At 66.0% G+C, this 23,216-nt stretch carries 23 protein-coding genes; 15 read left to right on the top strand and 8 right to left on the bottom strand.

Going from position 1 to position 23,216, the window contains the following annotated elements:
- Window positions 1-3: 3 nt before the first annotated feature.
- Complete coding sequence (locus tag AC5Y4N_RS13390; RefSeq protein ID WP_499909203.1) at window positions 4-849, bottom strand: SDR family NAD(P)-dependent oxidoreductase; 846 nt, start codon at window positions 847-849, stop codon at window positions 4-6.
- A gap of 141 nt (window positions 850-990) precedes the next feature.
- On the opposite strand from AC5Y4N_RS13390, the gene AC5Y4N_RS13385 reads away from it, so the two are divergent.
- From AC5Y4N_RS13385 to AC5Y4N_RS13365, 5 genes are read left to right on the top strand one after another with little or no spacing between them, the layout of a single operon-like run.
- Window positions 991-2,589: an SMP-30/gluconolactonase/LRE family protein gene (locus tag AC5Y4N_RS13385; protein WP_499909205.1), complete on the top strand. Its 1,599-nt coding sequence runs from the start codon at window positions 991-993 to the stop codon at window positions 2,587-2,589.
- Window positions 2,586-3,323, top strand: coding sequence for a GntR family transcriptional regulator (locus tag AC5Y4N_RS13380; RefSeq protein WP_499909207.1), 738 nt, complete (start codon window positions 2,586-2,588; stop codon window positions 3,321-3,323). Before AC5Y4N_RS13385 ends, AC5Y4N_RS13380 begins: the two co-directional genes overlap by 4 nt.
- A gap of 5 nt (window positions 3,324-3,328) precedes the next feature.
- Window positions 3,329-4,900, top strand: coding sequence for an AMP-binding protein (locus AC5Y4N_RS13375; RefSeq protein WP_499909209.1), 1,572 nt, complete (start codon window positions 3,329-3,331; stop codon window positions 4,898-4,900).
- Window positions 4,901-4,931: 31 nt separating this feature from the next.
- Window positions 4,932-5,705: an SDR family NAD(P)-dependent oxidoreductase gene (locus AC5Y4N_RS13370; protein ID WP_499909211.1), complete on the top strand. Its 774-nt coding sequence runs from the start codon at window positions 4,932-4,934 to the stop codon at window positions 5,703-5,705.
- Window positions 5,702-7,174 carry an acyl-CoA synthetase gene (locus tag AC5Y4N_RS13365; protein WP_499909213.1) on the top strand — a complete coding sequence of 491 codons (1,473 nt, stop codon included), beginning with the start codon at window positions 5,702-5,704 and terminating at the stop codon, window positions 7,172-7,174. The genes AC5Y4N_RS13370 and AC5Y4N_RS13365 overlap by 4 nt, the downstream gene beginning before the upstream one ends.
- Window positions 7,175-7,215: 41 nt before the next feature.
- Here AC5Y4N_RS13365 and AC5Y4N_RS13360 read toward each other — a convergent pair whose 3' ends face one another.
- Window positions 7,216-8,097 (bottom strand): acyl-CoA thioesterase, encoded by an 882-nt coding sequence (locus AC5Y4N_RS13360; RefSeq protein WP_499909215.1) that lies wholly within the window; start codon window positions 8,095-8,097, stop codon window positions 7,216-7,218.
- Window positions 8,098-8,208: 111 nt separating this feature from the next.
- Between AC5Y4N_RS13360 and AC5Y4N_RS13355 the strand changes: the two genes are divergently transcribed.
- The 4 genes from AC5Y4N_RS13355 to AC5Y4N_RS13340 all read left to right on the top strand — a co-directional run bounded on the left by AC5Y4N_RS13355 (window position 8,209) and on the right by AC5Y4N_RS13340 (window position 12,540).
- The gene (locus tag AC5Y4N_RS13355; RefSeq protein WP_499909217.1) at window positions 8,209-8,859 is read left to right on the top strand and encodes a TetR/AcrR family transcriptional regulator; all 651 of its coding nucleotides are present in this window, start codon (window positions 8,209-8,211) and stop codon (window positions 8,857-8,859) included.
- 65 nt (window positions 8,860-8,924) lie between these two features.
- Window positions 8,925-10,151 carry an amidohydrolase family protein gene (locus AC5Y4N_RS13350; protein ID WP_499909219.1) on the top strand — a complete coding sequence of 409 codons (1,227 nt, stop codon included), beginning with the start codon at window positions 8,925-8,927 and terminating at the stop codon, window positions 10,149-10,151.
- A complete protein-coding gene (locus AC5Y4N_RS13345) occupies window positions 10,148-11,287 on the top strand; it encodes an acyl-CoA dehydrogenase family protein (RefSeq protein WP_499909221.1) in 1,140 nt (379 codons plus the stop codon). The genes AC5Y4N_RS13350 and AC5Y4N_RS13345 overlap by 4 nt, the downstream gene beginning before the upstream one ends.
- On the top strand, window positions 11,284-12,540 hold the full coding sequence (locus AC5Y4N_RS13340) for an acyl-CoA dehydrogenase family protein (protein ID WP_499909223.1): 1,257 nt from the start codon (window positions 11,284-11,286) through the stop codon (window positions 12,538-12,540). Before AC5Y4N_RS13345 ends, AC5Y4N_RS13340 begins: the two co-directional genes overlap by 4 nt.
- Window positions 12,541-12,560: 20 nt before the next feature.
- Here AC5Y4N_RS13340 and AC5Y4N_RS13335 read toward each other — a convergent pair whose 3' ends face one another.
- The 6 genes from AC5Y4N_RS13335 to AC5Y4N_RS13310 are packed head-to-tail and all read right to left on the bottom strand — an operon-like array spanning window position 12,561 to window position 18,318.
- A complete protein-coding gene (locus AC5Y4N_RS13335) occupies window positions 12,561-12,992 on the bottom strand; it encodes a lipoprotein LpqH (RefSeq protein ID WP_499909225.1) in 432 nt (143 codons plus the stop codon).
- Window positions 12,993-13,033: 41 nt separating this feature from the next.
- Window positions 13,034-14,296 (bottom strand): amidohydrolase family protein, encoded by a 1,263-nt coding sequence (locus AC5Y4N_RS13330; RefSeq protein WP_499909227.1) that lies wholly within the window; start codon window positions 14,294-14,296, stop codon window positions 13,034-13,036.
- Window positions 14,290-15,414, bottom strand: a complete 1,125-nt coding sequence (locus tag AC5Y4N_RS13325; RefSeq protein WP_499909229.1) for a CoA transferase — start codon at window positions 15,412-15,414, stop codon at window positions 14,290-14,292. Before AC5Y4N_RS13325 ends, AC5Y4N_RS13330 begins: the two co-directional genes overlap by 7 nt.
- 4 nt (window positions 15,415-15,418) lie before the next feature.
- On the bottom strand, window positions 15,419-16,399 hold the full coding sequence (locus tag AC5Y4N_RS13320; RefSeq protein WP_499909231.1) for an enoyl-CoA hydratase/isomerase family protein: 981 nt from the start codon (window positions 16,397-16,399) through the stop codon (window positions 15,419-15,421).
- Window positions 16,400-16,444: 45 nt separating this feature from the next.
- Window positions 16,445-17,521: an NAD(P)H-dependent amine dehydrogenase family protein gene (locus tag AC5Y4N_RS13315; RefSeq protein WP_499909233.1), complete on the bottom strand. Its 1,077-nt coding sequence runs from the start codon at window positions 17,519-17,521 to the stop codon at window positions 16,445-16,447.
- 8 nt (window positions 17,522-17,529) lie between these two features.
- Window positions 17,530-18,318, bottom strand: a complete 789-nt coding sequence (locus tag AC5Y4N_RS13310; RefSeq protein ID WP_499909235.1) for an SDR family NAD(P)-dependent oxidoreductase — start codon at window positions 18,316-18,318, stop codon at window positions 17,530-17,532.
- A 147-nt stretch (window positions 18,319-18,465) separates the two neighbouring features.
- Here AC5Y4N_RS13310 and AC5Y4N_RS13305 point away from each other — a divergent pair, with 147 nt between their 5' ends.
- The 6 genes from AC5Y4N_RS13305 (at window position 18,466) to AC5Y4N_RS13280 (ending at window position 23,195) form a co-directional block, all read left to right on the top strand.
- Entirely contained in the window at window positions 18,466-19,080 is a 615-nt protein-coding gene (locus AC5Y4N_RS13305) for a TetR/AcrR family transcriptional regulator (RefSeq protein WP_499909237.1), read from the top strand.
- Window positions 19,081-19,212: 132 nt separating this feature from the next.
- Complete coding sequence (locus tag AC5Y4N_RS13300) at window positions 19,213-19,860, top strand: hypothetical protein (protein WP_499909340.1); 648 nt, start codon at window positions 19,213-19,215, stop codon at window positions 19,858-19,860.
- 158 nt (window positions 19,861-20,018) lie between these two features.
- The gene (locus AC5Y4N_RS13295) at window positions 20,019-21,545 is read left to right on the top strand and encodes a nitric oxide reductase activation protein NorD (protein WP_499909239.1); all 1,527 of its coding nucleotides are present in this window, start codon (window positions 20,019-20,021) and stop codon (window positions 21,543-21,545) included.
- Window positions 21,546-21,567: 22 nt separating this feature from the next.
- Window positions 21,568-22,353 carry a CbbQ/NirQ/NorQ/GpvN family protein gene (locus AC5Y4N_RS13290; RefSeq protein WP_499909241.1) on the top strand — a complete coding sequence of 262 codons (786 nt, stop codon included), beginning with the start codon at window positions 21,568-21,570 and terminating at the stop codon, window positions 22,351-22,353.
- Between the two features lie 15 nt (window positions 22,354-22,368).
- Window positions 22,369-22,497: a hypothetical protein gene (locus tag AC5Y4N_RS13285; protein ID WP_499909243.1), complete on the top strand. Its 129-nt coding sequence runs from the start codon at window positions 22,369-22,371 to the stop codon at window positions 22,495-22,497.
- A complete protein-coding gene (locus AC5Y4N_RS13280; RefSeq protein ID WP_499909245.1) occupies window positions 22,494-23,195 on the top strand; it encodes a hypothetical protein in 702 nt (233 codons plus the stop codon). Before AC5Y4N_RS13285 ends, AC5Y4N_RS13280 begins: the two co-directional genes overlap by 4 nt.
- Window positions 23,196-23,216 lie beyond the last annotated feature (21 nt).

The following is a 23,216-nucleotide window of genomic DNA, read 5'->3' as shown; positions in this document are numbered from 1 at the left end:
CTTTCAGGGTCGACTGATTGCGCTGCGGAAGGACTCGTCCTTCAAGAAGAGCGAGGTGTTGTCGGCGCCGAGGTGGCTCCAGCGCAGGCTCAGGCCGCCGTCGACGAGAAGGGTCTGCCCTGTGATGTAGCTCGCCAGGTCCGACAGCAAGAACAAGATGACGCCGGCTTGCTCCTCTGGTCGCCCGCGCCGCCCCATGGCGATCGCACGACGATCCCGCTCGGGATCCTCGTCGACATAGGTGCGCGACGCCGCGGTCTCGGTCACCCCGGGCGCCACGGCGTTGACCCGGATGCCGTCCAGGGCGAGTTCGACCGCCATGGTGCGCGTCATCGCCGCGACCGCCGCCTTGGCCGTTCCGTACGCGATGTGAAACGGCGCGGTGTTCATGCCGCTGATCGACGAGAGCGACACGATCGATCCGCCAAGCCCCTTCGCCCGCAATTCGGCGGCCACGGCTCGACTCATGAAGAACGCGGTTTCGAGGTTGGCGGTGAACAGTTGGCGCCAGTCCTCGCGAGTGACCCTGGTCGACGGCATCCACGTCTGCGGCGCAGCGCCGCCGGCGACATTCACCAGTCCGTAAAGAATGCCCTCGGCCCGGCGGGCATGCTCGAGCACTGCGTTGATGCCGTCGTCGGTCGACACGTCGGCGGGCACCGGGAGCACCGCGAGTCCTTGCCGCGCCAGCGGGACGACGTGCTCGTCGAGGTTCTCTTTCGACCGACTCACCGCGATCACGGTCGCGCCTGCCTGGGCGGCCATCCGTGTGATCGTCGTCCCGATGCCACCGCCGCCGGCGCCGGCCACCACCACGGTGCGGCCGGCGAGGCTCAGCAGCTCAGCCATCGACCGATTTGTCCGGACAACATTTCATGCTCTGCATATTGCAGAACACTATTCCGCAGCGGCAACGACGGCGTCAAGGCCGACTAACGTGCTTGCTGCGCCTATTGTCTGGACTAGAAGCAATTGATAGCGTCAGATGCCATGTCGCTGAATGGCAACCGCTACCCCGTCGCCGTGACGCCGGATGTGGCGCCGGGCTGGCGACTCGAGCGGGTGACCGGGCCGAGCCGGCTGTTCGGTGCCAACGGCCTGCGCACCGGCCGCGACGGCCGGGTCTACGTCGCCCAGGTGACGGGAAGCCAGATCAGCGCGCTGGACCTCGAGACCGGAGCGCTGGATACGGTGACCGCGACGGGTGGCGACATCATCGCCCCCGACGACGTCGCGTTCGATTCGCGCGGAAATCTCTACGCCACCGAGGTGATGGACGGCCGGGTGAGCATGCTGGACACGCGCGGCCGCGCCAAGGTCCTCCGCGACGACTTGCCGTCGGCCAACGGAATCACCGTGTACCGGGACCGGCTGTTCATCGGAGAATGCCGTGAGGGCGGGCGGCTGCTCGAGCTCGATCTGGACGGCGGCCGGCCGCGTGTGCTGGTCGAGAACATGCCGCTGCTCAACGCCATGGAGGTGGGGCCCGACGGCCTGCTGTACTTCCCCGTGATGGGCGCGAATGAGATCTGGCGTATCGACCCGGACGGTGGTGCGCCACAACGGGTCACCGCAGACCTTGGCGTCCCCGACTCGGTGAAGTTCGACTCCGAGGGCTACATCGTGTCCACCCAAGTGGCCAGCGGCCAGGTGCTGCGCATCGACCCGCGCACGGGTGAAAAGTCGCTGCTCGCCCAGCTCGATCCCGGGCTGGACAACTGCACCTTCGTGGACGGCCGGCTGCTGGTGTCCAACATCGGCGGCGAGATCACCGAGGTTCTCCCGGGTGGCGAAGCGCGCACGCTGCTGCCGGGCGGCTTCAACTGGCCGCTGGACCTCGCGGTCGCTGACGACGGCCGACTGTACGTGGCCGACGGCACCTACTTCTACGTCGTCGGCTCCGACGCAAGCCTGCAGACCGTCGGCATGTTGTTCTCGCCGGGTTATCCCGGCTTCGTGCGGGGCGTGGCAGCTGTGGGCGCCGGTGAGTTCGTCGTGACGACGTCAGGTGGCCAGGTATCGCGCTACCGGCCGGCGATGAGCGAAACCGACGTTCTGGCAGACGGATTCGACCAGCTGTACGGCGTGGCCATCGGACCGGGCGGCATCGTGGTCGCCGAGTTGGGGACCGGACGCGTGTTGTCGGTCGACGCGGGCAATGTCGACGTGCTCGCGTCGAGCCTGCACCACCCTGTGGGCGTGGCGATCGCCCCTGACGGCGGCGTGCTGGTCGCCGAGTCGGGCGCCGGGCGCGTCGTGCGGTTGAGCGGATCGGGCGTAGAGACCGTCGTCGACGAATTACACACTCCCCAAGGCATTCTCGTGGCCGGACAGCGGCTCTACGTCGTCGACGCCGGCGCCAAGACCGTCGAAGAATTCGACCTCGCGGCGCCATTTCGCCAGACGATAGCGGCCGGGTTGCCGATCGGCCCGCCGCCCGGTGTGGTGCCCAAGCCACTCAAGGGCTTGCCGCCGTTCTCCGGACCCCAGGGTCCGTTCGCGGGAATCGCCGTCGGACATGACGGCACACTTTTCGTTTCTGCCGACGGGGACGGCAGCGTGCTGGCGTTGCGCCGGGCCGAAAGATGACGCTGTCGCCGACCGAGCACCGCTACCTCCAGGTGGCGCGCACCCTGCGGAAGGAGATCGTCGACGGCGTTTACCCGGTGGGTTCGCAGCTGCCCACCGAACACGAGCTGTGCGAGCGATTCGCAGTCAGCCGCTACACCGTTCGGGAGGCGCTGCGGCGGCTGCGCGAAGACAACCTCGTGGCCTCGCGGCCGCGAGCAGGCACCTTGGTGGTGCCCCGCCCGGCGTCGAATTCCTATGCGCAAGACGTGATGTCGATAGACGACTTGATCGCGTTCGCGGCCGGCACCCAGTTCACCATCGAGTCGAACGCACCGGTGACCGTCGACGACGAACTGGCTGCCCGCACCGGACTCGCCGCCGGCACCGAGTGGCTGGCCGTGGCCGGCTACCGGCAAGGCGACGGCGCCTCTGCACCGATCTGCCGCACCGAGTACTTCATCAACCGCGCGTTCGCGGCGGTGGGCCGGCTGCTGCAACGCCACACCGGCCCGATCTTTCCGCTGATCGAAGATCTTTTCGGAGTGAGCGTCGTCGAAGTGCATCAACAGATCTCGGCGGTGGTGATCTCCCCCGAGCTTGCCGAAGGCCTGAAGGTCAGCACGGGCAGCGCGGCACTGGAGATGCGCCGCACCTATACCACCTCCGACGGCGAGGTGGCTCAGGTGACCATCAATACCCACCCGGCGTCACGGTTCCGGCACTCGATGACCATGCGCCGCGTGAAGGGCTAGCCGGCGTGCCCGCGGCCGACATCAACGCCCGAGGTGGGGCGGTGCGCACCACGCTCGCCGACTCACTGCGCGAGGCCGCTTGCACCACGCCGCGCCGGATTGCCCTGATCGACAATGACATTCGCATCGACTGCGCGAGCCTGGAACGCCAGGCCAGCGCGTTGGCACAGACCATGCTGACGCGCTTACCACCGGCGAGTGTGGTCTCGTTCATGCTGCCGAACTGGCACGAGGCGGCGGTGGTCTACCTCGCGGCGACCGTGGCCGGGATGGTCGTAAATCCGATTTTGCCGTCGCTGCGCGACCATGAGCTGCGGTTCATCCTCACGGATTCCCAGAGCCGGATGGTCTTCATCCCAGCGCACTTCGGCGGTTACGACTACGCGGCGATGCTGACTCGGGTCAGCGCGCACCTGCCGTCCGCGCCGGAGGTCGTCGTGGTGCGCGGGGAGCCGTCGGGACACACGCCGTACCCGTCGCTGTTGCGCGGCGCCGACGCGCAGCTGCCGGCTCTGGATCCCGATGCGGTGCAGATGATCCTCTACACGTCCGGAACCACCGGGCGCCCGAAAGGGGTTCTGCACAGCCATAACTCGATCCATGCGCTGATCTGCCAAATACGGGACTATTGGATGGTGAGCCCGGGAGACCGGTTCCTGGTGCCGTCCCCGATCGCTCACATCGGCGGGTCGATCTATGCATTCGAATGCCCGCTGCTGCTGGGCACCACCGCGGTGCTGATGGATCGATGGAATCCGGATGTCGCGGTGACGCTGATGCAGCGGGAGCGCTGCACGCACATGGCGGGAGCCACTCCGTTTTTGGATCGCTTGCTCGCCGCGGCCGGCCGCGCAGGCACCCGACTTCCAGATCTCAAGGTGTTCATCTGTGGCGGCGCAGCTGTCTCGCCTGAGTTGATTCGAAGGGCCGCTTCGTATTTCGACCGGGCTGTGGTCACCCGTGTCTACGGTTCGACGGAGGTGCCGGTGACGACGGTCGGCTCGCCAGAGCCCGGCGACATCGACCATGCGGCGGACACCGACGGGCGCCCCGGCATCGCCGACGTCAAGCTGGTCGACCACGACGCTGCCCCCGCCGGCTGCGGGGAAATCTGTGCCCGCGGCCCGCAGATGCTGGTCGGTTATCTGCATCCAGAAGACAACGCCGACGCGTTCGACGCCGAGGGATATTTCCGCACCGGCGATCTGGGCTGCTGGGTCGACGGCGACTACCTGGTGGTGACGGGGCGGGCGAAGGACATCATCATCCGCAATGGGGAGAACATCTCCCCGAAGGAAGTCGAGGACATCCTGGCCCGCTATCCCGGCATCGCCGAGGTGGCGGTGGTCGGGCTGCCCGACGAGCGCACCGGCGAGCGAGCCTGCGCGGTGGTGGTGCCGGCGGGGGCCGCCGTCATGCCCGGCGTCGCGGAATTGGGCAGCTTCTTGGCCGATCATGGGGTGGCTCGGTTCAAAGCGCCCGAGCAAGTGGTGATGTGGGAATCACTGCCGAAGAACGACGCGGGCAAGGTGCTCAAGCACCAGATCCGGGCGGCGCTCATCGAGACATCGCGATGAGCGCTTGCGCAAAGAGCAGAAGGGGCCGGCTGTGCAGGTAGCGATCGTCACCGGGGCAAGCAGCGGGATCGGATTCGGTTGCGCGGTCAAGCTGGCCAAAATGGGGATGGCGGTGCTCGGTGTCGGTCGTGACCAGAGCAGGCTTGCTGACTTGGAGAACGCAATCGACGGCCCCGGACGTGTCGCGACGCTGGCCGTCGACGTCACCGGCGACGACGCGCCGCGCCGGATTGTCGAAGACGCCGTCGAACGGTGGGGGCGCATCGACTTCTTGGTCAACAACGCAGGCCTCGGCAGTCCCAAGCCACTGCACGAGACCGACGACGCGACACTCGACTCCTTCCTGGACGTGATGCTTCGCGCACCGTTCCGGCTGGCGCGAGATGTGTTGCCGCACATGCAATCCGGGTCGGCGATCGTCAACGTGACGTCGACGTTCGCGGTGGTGGGCGGGCTTCGCGGTGGTGCCTATTCGGCGGCCAAGGGCGGGCTGACGGCACTGACCTTGCACATCGCATGCCAGTACGGCCCGCAAGGCATCCGCTGCAACGCCGTGGCACCGGGGGTGACGCTGACGCCGATGGTGGCGCACCGGCTGCAGGACGAGCGGTTCCGCAAGATCAATGTCGAGATGACGCCGTATCCTCGGCTCGGCCGCGTGGACGACATTGCGAGCACCGTGGCGTTCTTGTGTTCGGAGGGTGGCAGTTTCATCAACGGGCAGACAATCGTCGTCGACGGCGGCTGGAGTTCCACGAAGTACCTGTCGGACTTTGCGCTGAACTCGGAGTGGACGCAACGGTGAATCTCTTTGCGCTGCTGGACCAGGCGGCGTCACGGTTCGGCGACCGGGGCGCGGTCTACCACGGTGATCACTGCCTGAGCACCTGGAGCGAGTTGCGCGACCGCGCATTGCGCCTGGCCGCGTCGATCGCCGCGGTGGCGGGTCCGGGGGCACGCGTGGCGATCGCCAGCGAGAATTGTCCGGAGATCGTCGAGCTGATGTTCGGTATCTGGGCGGCCGAATGTGTGGTGGTTCCGGTCAACTACAAGCTTCATCCGCGCGAGATGGTGCAGATTCTCGAAGATGCCGGTGCCGTGCAGGTGTTCGCGTCGGCGAAGATTGCCGCCGAATTGTCGTCCGTCAGTGCCGTTCCGGTCGAAGTCATTGGGAGCGAGGGGTATTCGCGGTGGCTGTCTGCAGACCATGCTGCGCCGCCGGTGACGGATCCGTCGGCGCTGGCGTGGCTGTTCTACACCAGCGGAACCACCGGCCGGTCCAAAGGCGCGATGCTGTCCCACCGCAACCTGATGGCGATGACGGTTGCCCATCTCGCGGATTTCGATTCACCCGACGAGAACTGCAGCTTGGTGCACGGCGCGCCGATGTCGCACGGCTCCGGGCTCTACATCCCTCCGTACGTGTTACGCGCTGCGCGTCAAGTGATTCCGCAATCGGGTGCATTCGACCCCGACGAGTTCCTCGATCTGTGCGAGCACCATCCCGGCTGCAGCGCGTTCCTCGCGCCGACGATGGTGCACCGTCTGGTACAGACAGGACGACCCCGCCCACGCAATCTGCGGACGGTGGTCTACGGCGGCGGCCCCATGTATGTCGACAGCCTGAAGAAGGCGATGTCGGCGTTCGGACCGATCTTCACCCAGCTGTACGGGCAGGGTGAAGCGCCGATGACGATCACCGGCCTGCGCCGAGCCGACCACCTGAATGCTGACGACGCCGTCCTGGGGTCGGTCGGATACCCCCGGTCCGGTGTCCAGGTCGCGGTCCTCCGGGACGACGGCACGCCGGCTGACATCGGCGAGATCGGCGAAATCGTCTGCCGCGGAGACGTCGTGATGTCGGGCTATTGGAACAACCCGGCCGCCACCGCCGCCACGCTGCAGAACGGTTGGCTACGCACCGGCGACATGGGTTCGTTCGACGCCCGGGGTTACCTGACGCTGCGCGACCGCTCCAAAGACGTGGTGATCAGCGGTGGCAGCAACATCTACCCGCGCGAGGTCGAGGAGGTGCTGGTGGCGCATCCCGGTGTCGCCGAGGCAGCCGTGGTGGGTGCACCTGACGAGGAGTGGGGTGAGGTGGTGGTGGCGTTCGTGGTGGGCGATGTCGACCCGGCGGAACTGGACGCCCACCTGCTCGAGCGCATCGCCCGGTTCAAGCGGCCCAAGCGCTACGTGTTCGTCGACGAGCTGCCGAAGAACAGCTACGGCAAGGTGCTCAAGCGCGAACTGCGCGCGATTTCGGCGCGCTGAACGATACTCAGCGTCGGAAAGCGCGCCGAAATCACCACGGGCTAGAGGCGCGCTTGCTCTTTGATCGCGGTGTCGGTGGTGCGCAGCGGACGGATCATCGCGTCCTGCGTGAACGACGCAATCAGCTCCCCCTCCTCGGTGTGCACGGTGCCCCTCACATAGGACATGCCCGCGCCCACCTGTGTGCTCTCGTGGCTGTAGAGCAGCCATCCGTCCCAGCGCACCGGCTCGTGGAAGCTGACGGTGATCGTCATCGGCGCCGTCGACACCGTGAGGTGAGCCTGGCTGGTCCCGATGCCCTCATGCGCCCGCATCGTGGTCGAAATACCAAGGTGGCCGGTGAAATACGCGATCAACGCCTTGGCCAGATCATCGCGGGCGGGAATCGGGTCGTAGTGCAGCCACGCGTACAACTCGGGCGGCCCCACTTCGTCGGGACTGTTGACGTCGACCACGTCGACGAGGCGCAGCTGCCGTCCGATCATCGGCATCTCGGATACGTTCGCCTCGGCCGGCGCCGCGACCTGGGGCCGCGGCAGATGGTGGCGGATCACGTCGTCCGACGGCACGTCGGCGAACACCGTGAACGTCATGCAGCGCTTGCCATTCTGCTGCGCCGACACGACAGCGGTGGCGGTGGACCGGCCCTCGTGCACAACGTCGACGATCAACTCGACCGGAGTACCGACCAGTACGGCACGACTGAAAACCCCGTGCACCGAGCGCACCGACTTGTCCGAAAAACGTTTTGCGACAGCAACAATCGACTGCGACAGCACCTGCGAGCCTTCGACCACCTGGCGTTGGTCGTCACCGGCGATGCCCGTCGGGGCGGTGAAGCGATTCTCGCCGCTCGGCTGCACGTCGAACAACTCGAGCAGGCCGGTGACCGACCATTGCGTCTGCCCTGAATCCGTCGTCATGTCTTCCTCACTCGTCGACCCATTGCGCACCGGAGCAACACAGTACCTAGAGCGTGGACGAAGCGGTAACGTCATTCTCATACCTGTAGTGCTGACGTGAAGGGTGAGCCGATGGCGAAGCCGACCGGTCAACCGACGGAGACCGGAGCCGGTCGGTCCGCGACACCTGATACCGAGTCGCGCGCGAGCCGGTTCATGAAGTCCGCGTTGGCCATTCTGGGCGAAACCGGGCGCACGGACTTCACCGTGCTCGAGGTGGTGGAGCGGTCGAAGACATCGCTGCGGTCGTTCTATCAACATTTCTCCAGCAAGGACGAGTTGCTGCTGGCGCTGATCGACAAGATCATGGCCGAATCCACCTCCAGGTGGCGCGAGGAGACGGCGAATCTGCCGAGCATTGCGGCGCTGCGCCTGCTGGTCGACCGGATCTGCGCGCCCGCCGCGTCGCACACCCAGGACAGCATCAACCGGGGCCTGACCTTCTACAACGACCATCTGGCCGAGACCCGCCCGGGCGAATACGCGCGCGTGCTGCTGCCGCTGCACCAGTTGATCCAGGACATCCTGCGCCGAGGCATCGCCGAAGGCAGCATCCGCGCTGAGCTCGACGTGGAGACGACGGCCGCGCTGATCATGCAGACCGTGTTGGGCGCGATGCGACTGCGGGTGCTCGGCGCGGAACTCAACGGCGTCCCGATCGACTCCGACCACATCTTCGAGTTCTGCGTGCACGGCATCGGCCGCGGCGCGGACCGCAGCTGACTGGCTGGTCCATGCGTGGTAATGTCATTACCACTTTCGACTAACGAGATTTTCAGGAGACGGTCATGGCAGCCCGGCAGCTTCCCTTCCCGGTGTTCGACGCCGACAACCACTTCTACGAACCAAAAGAGGCGCTGACCAAGTTCTTGCCCGACCATCGCAAGAACGTCATCGATTACATCGAGGTGCGGGGCCGCACCAAGATCATGGTGCGCAACCAGGTCAGCGACTACATCCCTAACCCGACCTTCGAGGTCGTCGCCCGCCCGGGCGCCCAAGAGGAGTACTTCCGCCACGGCAGCGGCGGCAAGAGCTTCCGCGAGGTGATGGGCAAGCCGATGAAGGCGATCCCGGCGTTCCGTGAACCCGCGGCCCGGCTGGAGGTCATGGATTCACTGGGACTCGACTACTCGCTGATGTTCCCGACCCTGGCGAGCCTGGTCGAGGAGCGGATGAAGGACGATCCCGAGCTCATCGCCGACGTCATCCATGCGCTCAACGTATGGATGTACGAGACGTGGCAGTTCAACTACCAAGACCGGATCTTCTCTACGCCGGTCATCAACCTCGGCATCATGGACCGCGCACTCGAGGAACTCGAGTGGTGTCTGGAGCGTGGCGCCAAGACGGTGCTGGTGCGGCCTGCCCCGGTGCCCGGCCTCAAGGGCACTCGGTCGTTCGGGCTTCCCGAATTCGACCCGTTCTGGGACGCGTGCGTGAAGGCAGGCATTCCGGTGTCCATGCACGCGTCGGACTCCGGTTACGCCGAGTACCTCAACGACTGGGAGCCCGCCGACGAGTACCTGCCGTTCAAACCGACCGCGTTCCGGATGGTGTCGATGGGTAAGCGGCCGATCGAGGACTCGATGGCGGCGCTGGTCTGCCACGGTGCACTGACCCGCAATCCCGATCTGCGCGTGCTGTCGATCGAGAACGGCGCGGACTGGGTGCCGTACCTGTTCAAGCAGTTCGACGGCACCTACAAGAAGATGCCGCAGGAGTTCCCGGAGAACCCGATCGAGGCGTTCAAGCGCTGTGTGTATGTGGCGCCGTTCTGGGAGGACGACTTCAAGCAGATGGCCGACCTCATCGGCGTCGATCGGGTGATCTTCGGTTCCGACTGGCCGCATCCCGAAGGCCTCGCCGAGCCGACCAAACTCATCGACGATCTGGCCGGCCTCGATGAAGAGGGTCAGCGGAAAGTCATGGGCGGCAACATGATCGAGCTGTTCAAAGTGCCCAACGAGATCGTCCACAACCCGGACGTGCCGCCGCTGGTCATTCCCGCATGAGCGATGTCGCCAACCCGGAGCTGCTGCTCTTCGCATCGACGGCCCAGTCTTTCCTGGATAAGGAGGCATCTCTTAGCCGAGTTCGCGAGCTGCACACTGCCGGCGCTTCATTCGAGCCCGAATGGTGGCGGCGCGCAGCGGAATTGGGCTGGGCGAGCCTGCTGGTGCCCGAGGAGCTGGGCGGGGGAAGCGTGTCCGGAAACGGTGTCGAGGACCTGGCCGTCGTCGCGGAGCTGATCGGTAAGACCGTCGCACCAGGGCCGTTGCATCCGGTGAGCACAGTACTGGCCGGCCTCGTCGAGGCGAGCGAAAACGCCCGTCACGCAACGACGATCGAGGCACTGATGTCCGGCGAGGCGGTGGCGTCGTGGGCCGTCTACGAGCCAGGCCGGCAGTGGGGACCGCTGCAGCCGACGGTCGCGGCCACCGCGACATCGACGGGATTCCGTATCGATGGCGTCAAGGATCGCGTCGAGGCAGGCGCGGAGAGTTCGCTGTTTCTCGTCGTCGCGTTGTGCGACGGAGCCGTCCGCCAGTTCCTGGTTCCCGCCGATGCGCCGGGTGTGCGAGTCGAGCCGCAGCGCTCCGTTGACCTGGTGAAGCGTTATGCCCGAGTCGAATTCGACGGCGTGCAGGTTGACGAATCTGCTGCGGTCGGCACACCGGCGCAGACCGCTGCGCTCATCGAGCGGCAGGCCCAGATCGCGCAGGTACTGCAGTGCGCGGAGGTGGTCGGCATCCTCGACACCGTGGTCGGCTTCACTATTCAGTGGGCATTCGACCGGTATTCGTTCGGCCGCCCACTGGCGTCCTACCAGGCGCTCAAGCATCGTTTCGCCGATCTGAAGATCGGGCTGGAGGCCTGCCGTGCCGCCACGCGTGCGGCTGTCCGCGAGGTGTCGCGGCGGTCGGCGGGGGCCGAGATGGCGGTCAGTGTCGCGAAATCGTATGTGGGTGAACGGGCACCGGCGATGGTGCAGGACTGCGTCCAGCTGCACGGCGGCATCGGCGTGACCTGGGAGCATGATCTGCACCTGTATTTGCGGCGCGTCACCTTGTACCGCTCGATGTTCGGCACCCCGGAGGATCACAATCTGCGTGTGTACGCGCTGACGCGACAATTGGAGTCGGCATGACCGAGACGGCATCGGCACCGCCACCGGTCAGGGAGACGGTAGACGAATTCGCCGCCCGGGCGCGGGCGTGGCTGGCGGAAAACATGCCGCGGATCGATCCCGACAAGCCGCCCGGCGTCGAACGCGGCGAAGAAGGGCCATGGCTGCGGGCGCGAGAACTTCAGAAGCGGCTGTACGAAGGTGGATTCGCGGGCATTTGCTTCCCGCGGGAATACGGCGGACTCGGTTTGCCGATCGAGTACCAGAAGGCATTCGACGCGGAAACCCGCTCCTACGAAATGCCGATCATCCTCAACACGCCCACGTTCACAATCTGCTGTGCCACGATTCTCGACACCGGCAGCGAAGAGCAGAAGCGTCAGCACATTTCGGCTGCGATCCGTGGCGAGGAAGTGCTGGTACAGCTGTTGTCCGAACCCAGCGGCGGCTCCGATCTCGCCGGCGTGATCACCCGGGCTGACCGTGTGGGCGACAAGTGGGTTATCAACGGCGCCAAGACATGGAGCACCAGTGCGTTCGCCGCAGACTACGGACTGCTGCTGGCGCGCACGGACTGGGACGTGCCCAAGCACGAGGGCCTAACGATGTTCTTGGTGCCCATCAAGAGTCCCGGAATCACATTGCGCCGCATCAAGCAGGTCAACGGCTCACAGGAGTTCTGCGAAGAGTTCTTCGACGGACTGGAAGTCGGGGACGACGCGGTCGTCGGCGAAGTGAACAACGGCTGGAGCGTCGCATCGCGGCAGCTGTACCACGAGCGCAGGGCTGTCGGAGGCGGGTCCGAATTCGCAAGCGGGATCGGCGCGGAGGGCACGACGGACGTACCGGTGGACTTCGCGGCACTCCTGGAAGCGTTGGGACAAACCGACAATGAGCGACTGCAGGAGATAGCGGGCCGCGCACTGGTTCACCGCGCCGTGCAGGAGCAGCTGATCGACCACATCTATCACGCCGTGAACGACGGCTCCCTGCCGCCGGCGGCCGGCTCGATCATCCGGATCACCCACGCCGAGACGCATCAGCTCGAGATCGACACCGCGATGGCGATCGCCGCAAGTGGCGGCGTGGTGGATTGCGGCGACGGCTTGATCCGCTTCGGCGAGCGTTTCCTGTCGCGGCAGACCGCCTCACTGGGCGGCGGCACCACCGAGGTGGCCCGCAATGTGATCGGCGAACGCGTCTTGGGATTTCCGCGCGAATATGCGGCCGATCGCGGTGTGCCGTTCAAAGAGGTTCGGCGCAACCGCAGCTGAGCGCCCGCCACCCTCGGCCTTCAGCAGGTCGCGACGATCTTGAACGTGGCGGTCGCCGGCTCGCTGGGCTTGGACGTGTTGAAACCTTGGGCTGTGCCGCTGATGGTGAAGGTCTCGGAGCCGAAGCTGGCGCTGGCGTCACCGCTGTCGCCTTTGGAGTACGTGCCGGTGAAGCCACCCAAGTTCACGATGTGCACCGACTCGGCAGTCAACTTGTCACCGGTCCGGTTGACCATCGCCTTCACCCCGGAGACGCTCTGGTCGCCGATCGAGATGGTCCAATACCATTGCTGCTGAATGCAATTCACGGCCTGTCTACTGGCGACCGTATTGCCGTTGACGGTCACCGACGCCTGGCTGGGGTGATTCGGCTGCTTGTCCGACGAGCAGCCGGAAAGACCGGCGACGACGAGCACCGCCGCGGTCGCCGCCAAGGCGATCCGATTCTGCACTCGGGCAGAATACATTTCTGATCTTCCGTGCGCACCGGTCTTCAGCGGGCTTCGACGATCTCGCCGCCGACGACCGTGGCCGCCACCATGTCCGAGGAGAGCGTCCCCAAAGCGTCCTGCGGCGCGGCGGCCAGGATGCATAGGTCGCCGGGCTGCCCGGGCTCGACGCGTCGCGGCTCGGACGGACTATCCGGTGAGCCGAGGAACATCCGCAGCGCCCGCAGCGCACCGACGCGTTCATGCGGTCCGAGCACCTGACCTGCCGGCGTGGCACGAGCCACCGCGGCGCGCATCGCCGCCCAAGGGTCCAGCGCGCCGAACGGCGCGTCGGTGCTGCCGGCGACCCGGATGCCGGCCCCCATCAGCGAGGCCACACGCCACAGTTGGCAGTGCTCGTCGACCGGGATGTCGGTTCGATACTCGTCGCCTCGTTCACCGATGAAGTTCGGCTGGGTCACCACCGTCACACCAAGACTCGCGAGTTCGGCGAGGCATGCGTCGGGCACCATCGCGGCGTGTTCGATGCGGTCGCGGGCATGTGCGCCGGCGGCGCGCAGCGCGGCCATGGCGACCACGAGCTGGGCTGCGGTGACGCAGTGGATGGCGACCGGCACCCCGGCATCATGACAGCCGGCGATCCACGCGGTCAGCCCGTCGACGTCGAGGTCGTCGTCGTGCAGAATCTTCTTGCCCGGAGCCAGAAACCGTACACGCTGCCTGAGAGCTGTTGCGAGGCTGGCCATATCGCCGGGCTCGAGGTCGGGGGTGGCGTCGGTGACGCCGGTGACGCCGTAGTGTGCCAGCTGTCGACTCAGCGCCTCGAGATTGTGGGTGCGGCGCGGCACGGCGTCGAGACCAGGATCGGTGCTCGGAATGCGGCCGTCTGGATGGTCCGGGTAGCCGATGCCTTGCAGCGCAGCAGTGTTCAGTATCCACAGGGCGCCGCTGCGATGTTGGACGCGAAGCGGAACGTCTGGGCGCAGGGTGTCGAGCATCGCTCGAGTCAACGAGCCCGCCATTGATTCGTGGTAGCCGACCACGCGGATCCAGCCGTCACGATGTGGTGTCGCCGCCGCGATGGTGTCGGCGAATCCCCTTCCGGCGACGACCGAGTCGAGCACGGCGGCAGCGGCCCGCAGGTGCAGGTGGTGATCATGCAGCCCCGGCAGCACAGCGCCCGCTCGGGCGTCGACGACGGTCTCGCCGGGTCGGGCGGGCAGAGTTGGTGCGACGTCGGTGATCTCATGGTCGACGCGGACGTCGACGACCCGACCGTCGAACAGAGCCGCCCGCCGTATCAGCATGCGACGAGCCGCGTCTCGACCAGTTCGCACACGAGGGCATTGTCGGCTCCCAACTCGTGGGCGGGTTCTGTTGACAGCGCCGGACTCTCGGGTGCGACGGCCTCGACCGGCCCGCCCGGGACAGGGGCGTACGTCGCCGCAACCGTTGCCATCGCAACGTCGGCGACCACGCCACCGCCGTGTGCCAGCGCCTCGAGCACCGTCGCGGTGGCGGTCAGCCCGGTCAGCGGATCGGCGATCGCGTCGCCGCAGAAGACGGGGCCGTCTGCGCCGGTGTTGACCAGTCCCCCGGCGACGGCGGCGTCGTCACCGAATGCCGTCCGGTCCGGATGCGCGGCGCCATATCCGCTGATGCGCAACCAAATCCGGCCGGCCCGCGATGGGACAGCCTCAGCGGACAGCCCGTGGCGTGCGAGGGCCGACGGCCTGGACCCTTCGATCACCACATCGGCGGCCCGAAGCAGCCGGGCAAGATCAGGTGAACCGAAATACGTTGAGTAACAAAGCTTCTCGCTGTTCATCCAGGCGAAGAAGCGCGGGTCGCCGCGGCGGGTGCCGTCCGGACGCGCGGAGGATTCGACCTTGACGACGATGGCACCTGCAGCGGCAAGCAGCCGGCCGCAGAGCGGGCCGGCCCACATCGACGACAGGTCGACCACCAACAGCTCGGTGATCGAACGCGTCGACGCGGTGTCGTGGGGTACCACAGTCGGTGCGCTCGCGCGGACTTCACCGAGCACGGCGACAGGCAGGTCGAGCAGCCTGGCGCGGGCCGCGAACTCGCCGGCCTCGGACGTGGCGACGGCGGCGGTCAGCGCAGGCCACGGATCGGCGCCCACGTCGGGCGACTCGAGCAACGCGGGCACCACGTCGAGGTCGTCGGGGCGGCTGAGCGTCAATGCACACCAGCCGTCGCGGGCTTTGAGCAGTCGGCTTGCGCCACCGGACGAAATGCGTGTCGGCGGTCCTAGACCCAGCAGCGCCGCGCGTCCGGTGATGATCTCGTCGGCGTCGAGCTGCACCGGGCGCCCGCCCAGTGCCGTCACGCGCTCGGCCACAGTGGCGGCGATCTGCCGAGCCTGCGACACCAGCGACACCGGCAGCGTGAACGAGCTCATGGCTTCATTGTGTAACCGCGTCAACCAGTCCCCATTCGAGTGCCGTTGCGGCCGTCAGCACGTGCCCCGACAACACGAGGTATGCCGTCCGCCAGCGGCCGATCCGCCGGGTGATGCTGACCATGCCGCCCGCGCCCGGAATCAGTCCGATGGCCAACTCCGGCAGGCCTATTCGCGATTCGCGGTGCGCCTCGACCCGGCCGCAGAACGCAGCCATCTCCAGGCCGCTGCCCAGCACCTGCCCGTGGACGCGGGCGACCAGGCGCTTTCCTAGTCGGGTGGCGAGATCGTCGAGGGCGCGCGCCGGACTGTGGCGGGTCCTGGCGAGGTGTGCGGTGGCGGGATCGTCGAACGATCCGAATTCGGCGAGGTCACCGCCGCTGCAGAACGACGGCCCCTGCCCTGCCAGCACCACCTCCCGCACCGCCTCGTCGACACGTGCGACGGCCAGCGCATCGAGAAGCGCGGCGCGCATGTCAGTGGAGAACGCGTTGTGCCGCTGTGGCCGGTTCAGCCAGATGACCAGCGAGTCGCCATGGCGTTCAACGAGAACCGGCTCGGCAGTGTTAGGCATCGTGGCGGGACCCCGGGCTTGCAGCCACTCGGCGAACTCGCGCCCGGACTGCAGCGTCGAGTAGGCCAGCGACTCGGTGACCAGACCGCTCCACAGCGGCGCGCCGGGACCGATCGCCCGCACCACGTCGTCACACACCGCGGCGGCCTGAGGCCACCGCTCGATGCGCTGCTCGAGCTCCGCAACGGCGGCCTGGACCGAGGGCACGGTGATCACCCGGCGATCCGCCACCTCGTCGTCGGTGAGGGTGAACGTCGCGTTCTGCACCCAGGCTGGCCGAGCCGCTATGTCAGCTGCCGACCCGACCGCGATCACCGGCCCAGACGGCTCAGCGACGTCGTTACCGGCCGTGGAGCCCAACTCGACGACCCTCAACCTCAGTGAGGAGGCGTTGTCCGGATCAAGGTTCATCGCCCGCGAACATACGGTGTCGCGCTTGCAGATGTGGCCGGATCCCTAGCTCCAGGCCAAGCCCCGCATGGTGGCTGACAGCGGGATGTCGTCGATGCCGATCAATCCCTTCGGGCCGCAGCACACCCACTCGATCGCGTTGACCACGCGAGCCGCAGTGGCCATGCAGCCGGCGTCGGTCGCGTCGAGGAACGGATGCGAGACATGGGTGTTGATCTCCACCCGCGGTTCGCCGTCCACGACGACGCGGTGCACGCCGGTATGTCCGTCCGGTGGAAAGGCCCAGTACGGGGCGGCGGCCGGCGTCAGCCTGGTGACGTGTTCGGCCGTGATGATCGGTTCGCCGGCACGCATGCCTTCGGTGGCGAACCGAACGGCGGCCATGTGTCCGGGCTGCACCGTCATCATCCTGCAGTCGATGCGCTCTGGCGTGAACCAGCGCTCGGCCCGTTGACGCACCTCGTCGAGTGTGACGTCGAGATTGTCCGCCAGGCTGCGCACTTGGCCGCCCCACATCGACACGATGACACCGGGCAAGAACAGCAGCGGCGGATCATCGTCGGGACTCGATCCGAAACCCATTGCCGCACCGGTGAATTCAGCGTCATCATAATTGCCGTAGTCGAAGATCTCCTGCACTGCGATCGAGACGACGCGTGTCGTCAGCGACAGCGCCGCGTGCACCATGGTGTCGCATGAGTAGCCCGGGTCTATGCCGTTGACGTACAGCGAGGAATTGCCGGCCTCGCATGCCCGCTCCAACGGCTCTCGCAGCCATTCCTCGGCGTGGCGTGGAGCGACCAGCCACACCATCGAGGTACCGACGACGTTCGTGCCGGCCGCCAGGAACCTGGCCATCTGGTCGATCGCCTCCATCGGCCGTGTCTCGCCGCGGGAGGTGTAGACGACGCAGTCCGCGCCCAGCGCCACCAACGCGTCGACGTCGTCGGTGGCCACGACGCCGGTCGGTTGGTCGAGCCCGCACAACTCTGCCGCGTCACGACCGACCTTCTCAGGGCTGACGGCATGGACTCCGACGAGTTCCAGATCCGGGCGGCCGATGACGGCTCGCAACGACTGCCGGCCCACGTTGCCCGTGGAGAACTGAACGACCCTGCGCATACCCGCCCCTAGTAGTCCGGTATGGGCAGTGGCGAATTGTTCGAGTCGATGCCGCCGTCCACGTGGAAGATCGCGTTGGTGGCGTAGCAGTCGCGGGTCGCCAGATACACGGTGAGCCGCCCCAAGTCCTCGACGTCGCCGAGGCGGTGCAGCGGTGTGGCTTCCAACATCTTCTCCAGCGACCCCGGCATCAGATCCAGACTTCCCTGCAGCCCCGCCGTAGCGAACGATCCGAGCGCGATTGCATTGACGCGGATCTTCGGCGCGAGTTCCTGTGCCATCGCTCGGGTGAGCGCTTCCAGAGCGCCCTTGGCGACGCAATACGCGGTCAGGGCGCGAATGCCGAATCGGGCAGCACCGGAGGAGATGTTGACGATCGAGCCGTGACCGGCGGCCAGCATGTGCGGTGCGACGAGCTGGCTCATGACGAATGCGGAGGTCACGCACCAGTCGAAGGTGTGCCTGAAATCGTCGTCGGTGATGTCCAGAAACCGCGCGTACGTCGAGCCGCCGACATTGTTGACCAGGATGTCGATGCGTCCGAACCGTTCCATCGCGGAGTTCACCACGCGTTCGCTGTCCGCGCGACTCATCGCGTCGGCGACAACCGCAAGCCCGGTTCCACCTGCATTCTCGATGTCGGCGATTGTTGCCGTGATGTCCGACTCCGTGCGCGCCGTGCCCACAACGGCCGCGCCGGCCTCGGCCAGGACTCGTGCGATGCCCTCACCGACGCCCTTGCCGGCACCGGTGACGATCGCGACCTGCCCCGCCAAGTCGAATTGCTCAAGCGCCATGCAAGCTCCTCGGAAGACAACGCGACGACGGGACCTGCTCATCTAAAGTAGAAAACTGACTCAAGTCAATATTGAGCGACCGACCGCAGCTGATGACGTAGGCGGAGGAGATACGGTCGCGGCAGTTACGGAAGAAGGGCGAGAAGATTGGCAACGCTCGACCGGCCCTCGGCACGGGAAGCCAAGCGCCTGCAAACCAGGGAACGTCTGATGGGTGCAGCCGTCGCTGAATTCAAACGCTCCGGCATCGCCGACGCCGACGTCAGCGCAATCGTCACCGCCGCCGGCGTCGCCCACGGCACCTTCTTCTTCCACTTCCCCACCAAGGAACACGTCCTTTTGGAGCTGGAGCGCCGCGAGGAAGACCGAATTGCCAAGCAGATCAAGCGGTTTTTAGAGTCAGCGCCAGATCTGGCCTCCACGTTGCAAGAGGCGGTCCGGTTGGTGGTGGGCCTCGAGCGCCGACTCGGCGACGCACTGTTCAAGGATTTCTTGGCGTTGCATTTCTCGCCGACGCGGCCGCCGTCCGAGAACGAGAAGGACCACCCCTTGATCGTCGCCGTGGCTCAGGAGATCGAGCGTGCGCAGCGGCGTGGTGAGGTCGACCCCGAAGTGACACCCATGAACAGCGCGGTGTTCTTCCTTCTCGGGCTCTATGCGCTGTTGACCACCACCAGCGCGTGGCCGACGCGCGAGGCGATGCTCGACGACTACGTCACAAGAACGCTGCGCAGCATCGAGATTCGTCAGGGCCGACGCTGAAAAATGGGATTCTGATTGACTTAAGTCAGTATCTGTCCGAAGGTAGATGCCGTGAATCTGCCGTTGTCGACCCGACGCCGCAAAGCGGGGGCTGTGTCCGCCCGGCCCGACGGACTCGGCTTCGACGAGCACATGGAGCAGTCGCGGCTCGCGCAGCGGCAGGCCGACAAGTGGTTGATCGCGGGCAGCATGCTCATCGGCACCGCCGCGCTCGGCATCTTCGGGCTTCCCTTGTTTCTTCGTGGAGTGTGGCTGCTGCGCCGCGCCCACCGCGCCGGGCTGTCCGTGCGTCCGATGCTCGTCACCTTGCTCGGGTACCTGGTGATCATCGACGCCGCCATCAACACCGTCGGTTGGGCGCTCGACATGGTGGCTAACCACACCCTGCTGGCCCGGGTGCTTCTCACCGGCTGGGGCAACATGTTCGACGCCGGTTACTTCTGGCATTTCAACGAGCTATGGATCGGCGGGGCGGCCGGTCCCGGCGAAAAGGGCTGGGAGATCGGCCTCATCCTGACCGTCTTCACGATGCGGATCGCAGCCGCTATCGGGTTTTTGCAGATGAAGCGGTGGGGCCACCAGTGGATGGTGATCACCTGCTGGATGGGCGTGGTGATCTGGATCGGCTACGTGTTCAACATGACCATGTACGCCGACGTGCGCTACGCCGGCGTCGTCTTCCCCGTCATCGGCTGGTGGCTCTACGACATCTTCTACATCACCCCCTTCCTCGCAATCCCCTACCTGCACACCGTCAATCGCGAAATCTTCTCCGACTGACTCCACTCACCGACCAGCGTCAGCCATCTGACAGTTAGGAGGTCCTGATCATGACCTGGATATGGGAGATTCTTCGATACGTCGCCGCCTGGGGCGGCACCTGTCTCATCATCGCGTTCTGGTACTGGATGTTCTCCAGCATCGGCACCTTCTGAACCGTGCCCGACGTCGCTGCAGCTGATCCGCTGGCGCTCGAGCGCAGCTGTTCGTTGACCGCGGCCGCCCTGAGTGGTCGGCGTCGCGAGGGGGCGCGCCTGGTGACCGGCGAGCATCGCAGCTTCGGGTTGAACCCGGCATCGACCGTCGTGCATGTCCCCTATCCACCGGCGCGGGACTGGACACGACGGACGTTGACGTGCGGAGTCGCGCTGCAGTGCTCGCCGTCGAAAGATCTTGTCGCCCAATACCGATTGAGCGACCTGTCGGCGCGTGAACGTCACGCGCTGAGCCTCGTCGAGGGTAGCGTCGCGCTGGGTTGGGTGGCGGCGCGTTGGCCCGGGCTGCTAACCGAGATGCGCCGTCAGCTGCCCGATCTCGAGATCGCCGACCGCGACACCGATGCCATCACGATGTTCGACCGCGCGATCGAACTGGCACACACCAAAGACGAGCTGCCGGAGTATCCCCTCCTGGGCACGTTGCCGTCGGCGTCCGTCACCCCTCATGGGCTACCAAATGCCATTCGCCGTTTCGGCAGGATGCCCTGGACCAGCGCTCAAAAGCGCCGTCCCCGAATGTATTCCGTACCGGTCGGGGGTGATGGCGGCGTCCGCAATCCCAACCTTCCCCCACCCAGCAGGCCTCGAGAAGACGACCTCGAAGCCACACCGAGCCGCAGGCAAGGCGTGCCCTACCCGGAATGGAACATGTGGACGCGCAGCTTCTTGCCGGACCATGTCGCCGTCATCGAACGCACACGCTGGACCGACCGGACAGAGCCGACGACGGTGTTCGCCGACCTACGGAAGTGGTTCGAAGAGCACACACTTCGCGCGATGACCAACCGTCTCGAAGACGGGTCGGACCTCGACGTCGACTCCTACGTGAGCCACTTCGTCGACTTGATGAGCGGTGAAGCCAGAGAGCCGCTGATCTTTCGCGAGTTGCTGCCCAGCGGCCGAGACGTCACGACAGCGCTATTGCTCGACGCGAGTTCGTCGTTGGGCGTCCACGGCGGCCGAATATTCCGTCTGGAGTTGGCGTGCGCCGACGCGTTGTCCCGAGCGATGAATCGCGCGCGGGAGCGACACGGCATCTTCGCATTCACCGGCAACACGCGACATCGCGTCGAAGTGCACTGCCTCAAGGACTTTCACGACGCACGATTCGTGGCGCCCAGCGGCCTGGGGTTGAGGACCGGCGGCTACACCAGGCTGGGCGCCCCGGTGCGGCACCTGACGAGCAGGCTGTTGGCCCAGCCGTCGCAACGGCGACTGCTCATCGTGATCGGTGACGGGCTGATGTCCGACGAGGGCTACGAGGGCCGCTATGCGTGGGCCGACGTAGCCCACGCCGTGGAAGAAGCCAACGATGCGGGCGTGTCCGTCTACTACGTCGGTGTGGGTCCCGCCCGAGTCGATCCGCTGCCGGAGGTGTTCGGACCCCGGCGCTCACAACGGATTCGGCGGGTCGAAGACCTGCCTCGCGTCTTGGCACATGTGCACCGGGAACTGGTCGCCGCATGAGCGTCGAAACCCGAGGGGACAGATGACAACCGATCTCTACCTGACCAACGGCAACGAAGTCCAGCTGTTCGAGCGGGCCTACCGCCAGCGCATACCTGTGATGCTCACCGGACCGACGGGTTGTGGGAAGACGCGGCTGGTCGAGCACATGGGTCTGCTGCTCGAACGGCCTGTGGTCACCATCAGCTGCCACGACGACCTCACCAGCTCCGACCTCGTCGGCCGATTCATGGTGGCGGGCGGCGACGTGGTGTGGACCGACGGGCCGCTGACCAAGGCGGTCAAGGCCGGGGCGATCTGCTACCTCGACGAAGTGGTCGAGGCGCGCCACGACTCCCTGGCAATTTTGCATTCGCTGACCGACCATCGGCGCTGCCTGTACCTGGACCGAGCGGGCGAGGTCGTCGAAGCACCGGATTCGTTCATGCTCGTGTGCTCGTACAACCCGGCGTACCGGAGCTCGCTGAAGGAACTGAAACCGTCGTTTCGGCAACGGTTCGCCACACTGCCCATGAATTACCTGCCGCCCGAACGAGAGGCGGAGGTGGTGGTCGCGGAGTCGGGGGTGGAGCTGTCGACGGCCAGGCGACTTGTCCAGTGCGCCAACGCGATCCGCACTGCGGATCAAGTCTTCCACTTCGAGCCGCCGTCGACTCGTGCATTGGTGACCGCGGCCCAGCTGATCGCCGCCGGCGCGCGCGAAATGGAGGCGGCAGAAGCATGCATCCTCGCGCCGCTGACTACTGACGGAGCCATCCACGACGGGCTGCGGGAGATCGCCGCCGCGAGCTTGCTCACCAACCACTAGAAAGGGGCGCCGACGATGGACCAGCAGGAACGCAAGCGCAAGAGAGCGCTCATCGTCTTTCAGTTATTCATCTACGGCTATCTGCTGGTGATGTTTCTCATCCAGCTCTATATGTCGTTCGCCCGGGGTTGGTGGGAGCTGTGAATGTGCCCCTGCTGCATCGTCGTTCGGGCGCTGTGGGCCTCGACGAGCATGAGGACGCGTCCCGCCACGCCCAGCGCCGAGCCGACAAGTGGATGATCGCCGGTGCGGCGTTGATGGGAATGTGGGCGCCGGGGATTGTCGGATTTCCGATCTTCATGCGCGGAGTGTGGTTGCAGCGTGAGGCTCTTCGCGCCGGGCTGTCGGTTCGGCCGATGATCGTCACGCTGATCGGTTACTTGGTGTTGATCGACGGCGCGCTCAACAGCCTCGGCTGGGCGCTTGACCTCGTCGCGAACCACACGTTGATCAACCGGGTGCTGATGGTCGGCTGGGGCGCGATGTTCGACGGCGGCTACTTCTGGCACTACAACGAGCTGTGGGTGGGCGGGGCGGCCGGCCCCGGCGAAAAAGCTTGGGTCGCTGGGCTCATCCTCACCGTTTTCTCGATGAGGTGCGCTGCCGCTATCGGGTTTCTGCAGATGAAGCGGTGGGGCCACCAGTGGATGGTGATTACCTGCTGGATGGGCGCGGTGATCTGGATCGGCTACGTGTTCAACATGACCATGTACGCCGACGTGCGCTACGCCGGCGTCGTCTTCCCGGTCATCGGCTGGTGGCTCTACGACATCTTCTACATCACCCCCTTCCTCGCAATCCCCTACCTGCACACCGTCAACCGCGAAATCTTCTCGGACTGAAGGCTTCTCGAAGGAGCACCG

This window comes from Mycobacterium sp. NGS19 (assembly GCF_059813155.1).
The sequence above is the reverse complement of the archived record's forward strand: the minus strand, read 5'-3'. Positions and strand labels throughout refer to the sequence as shown.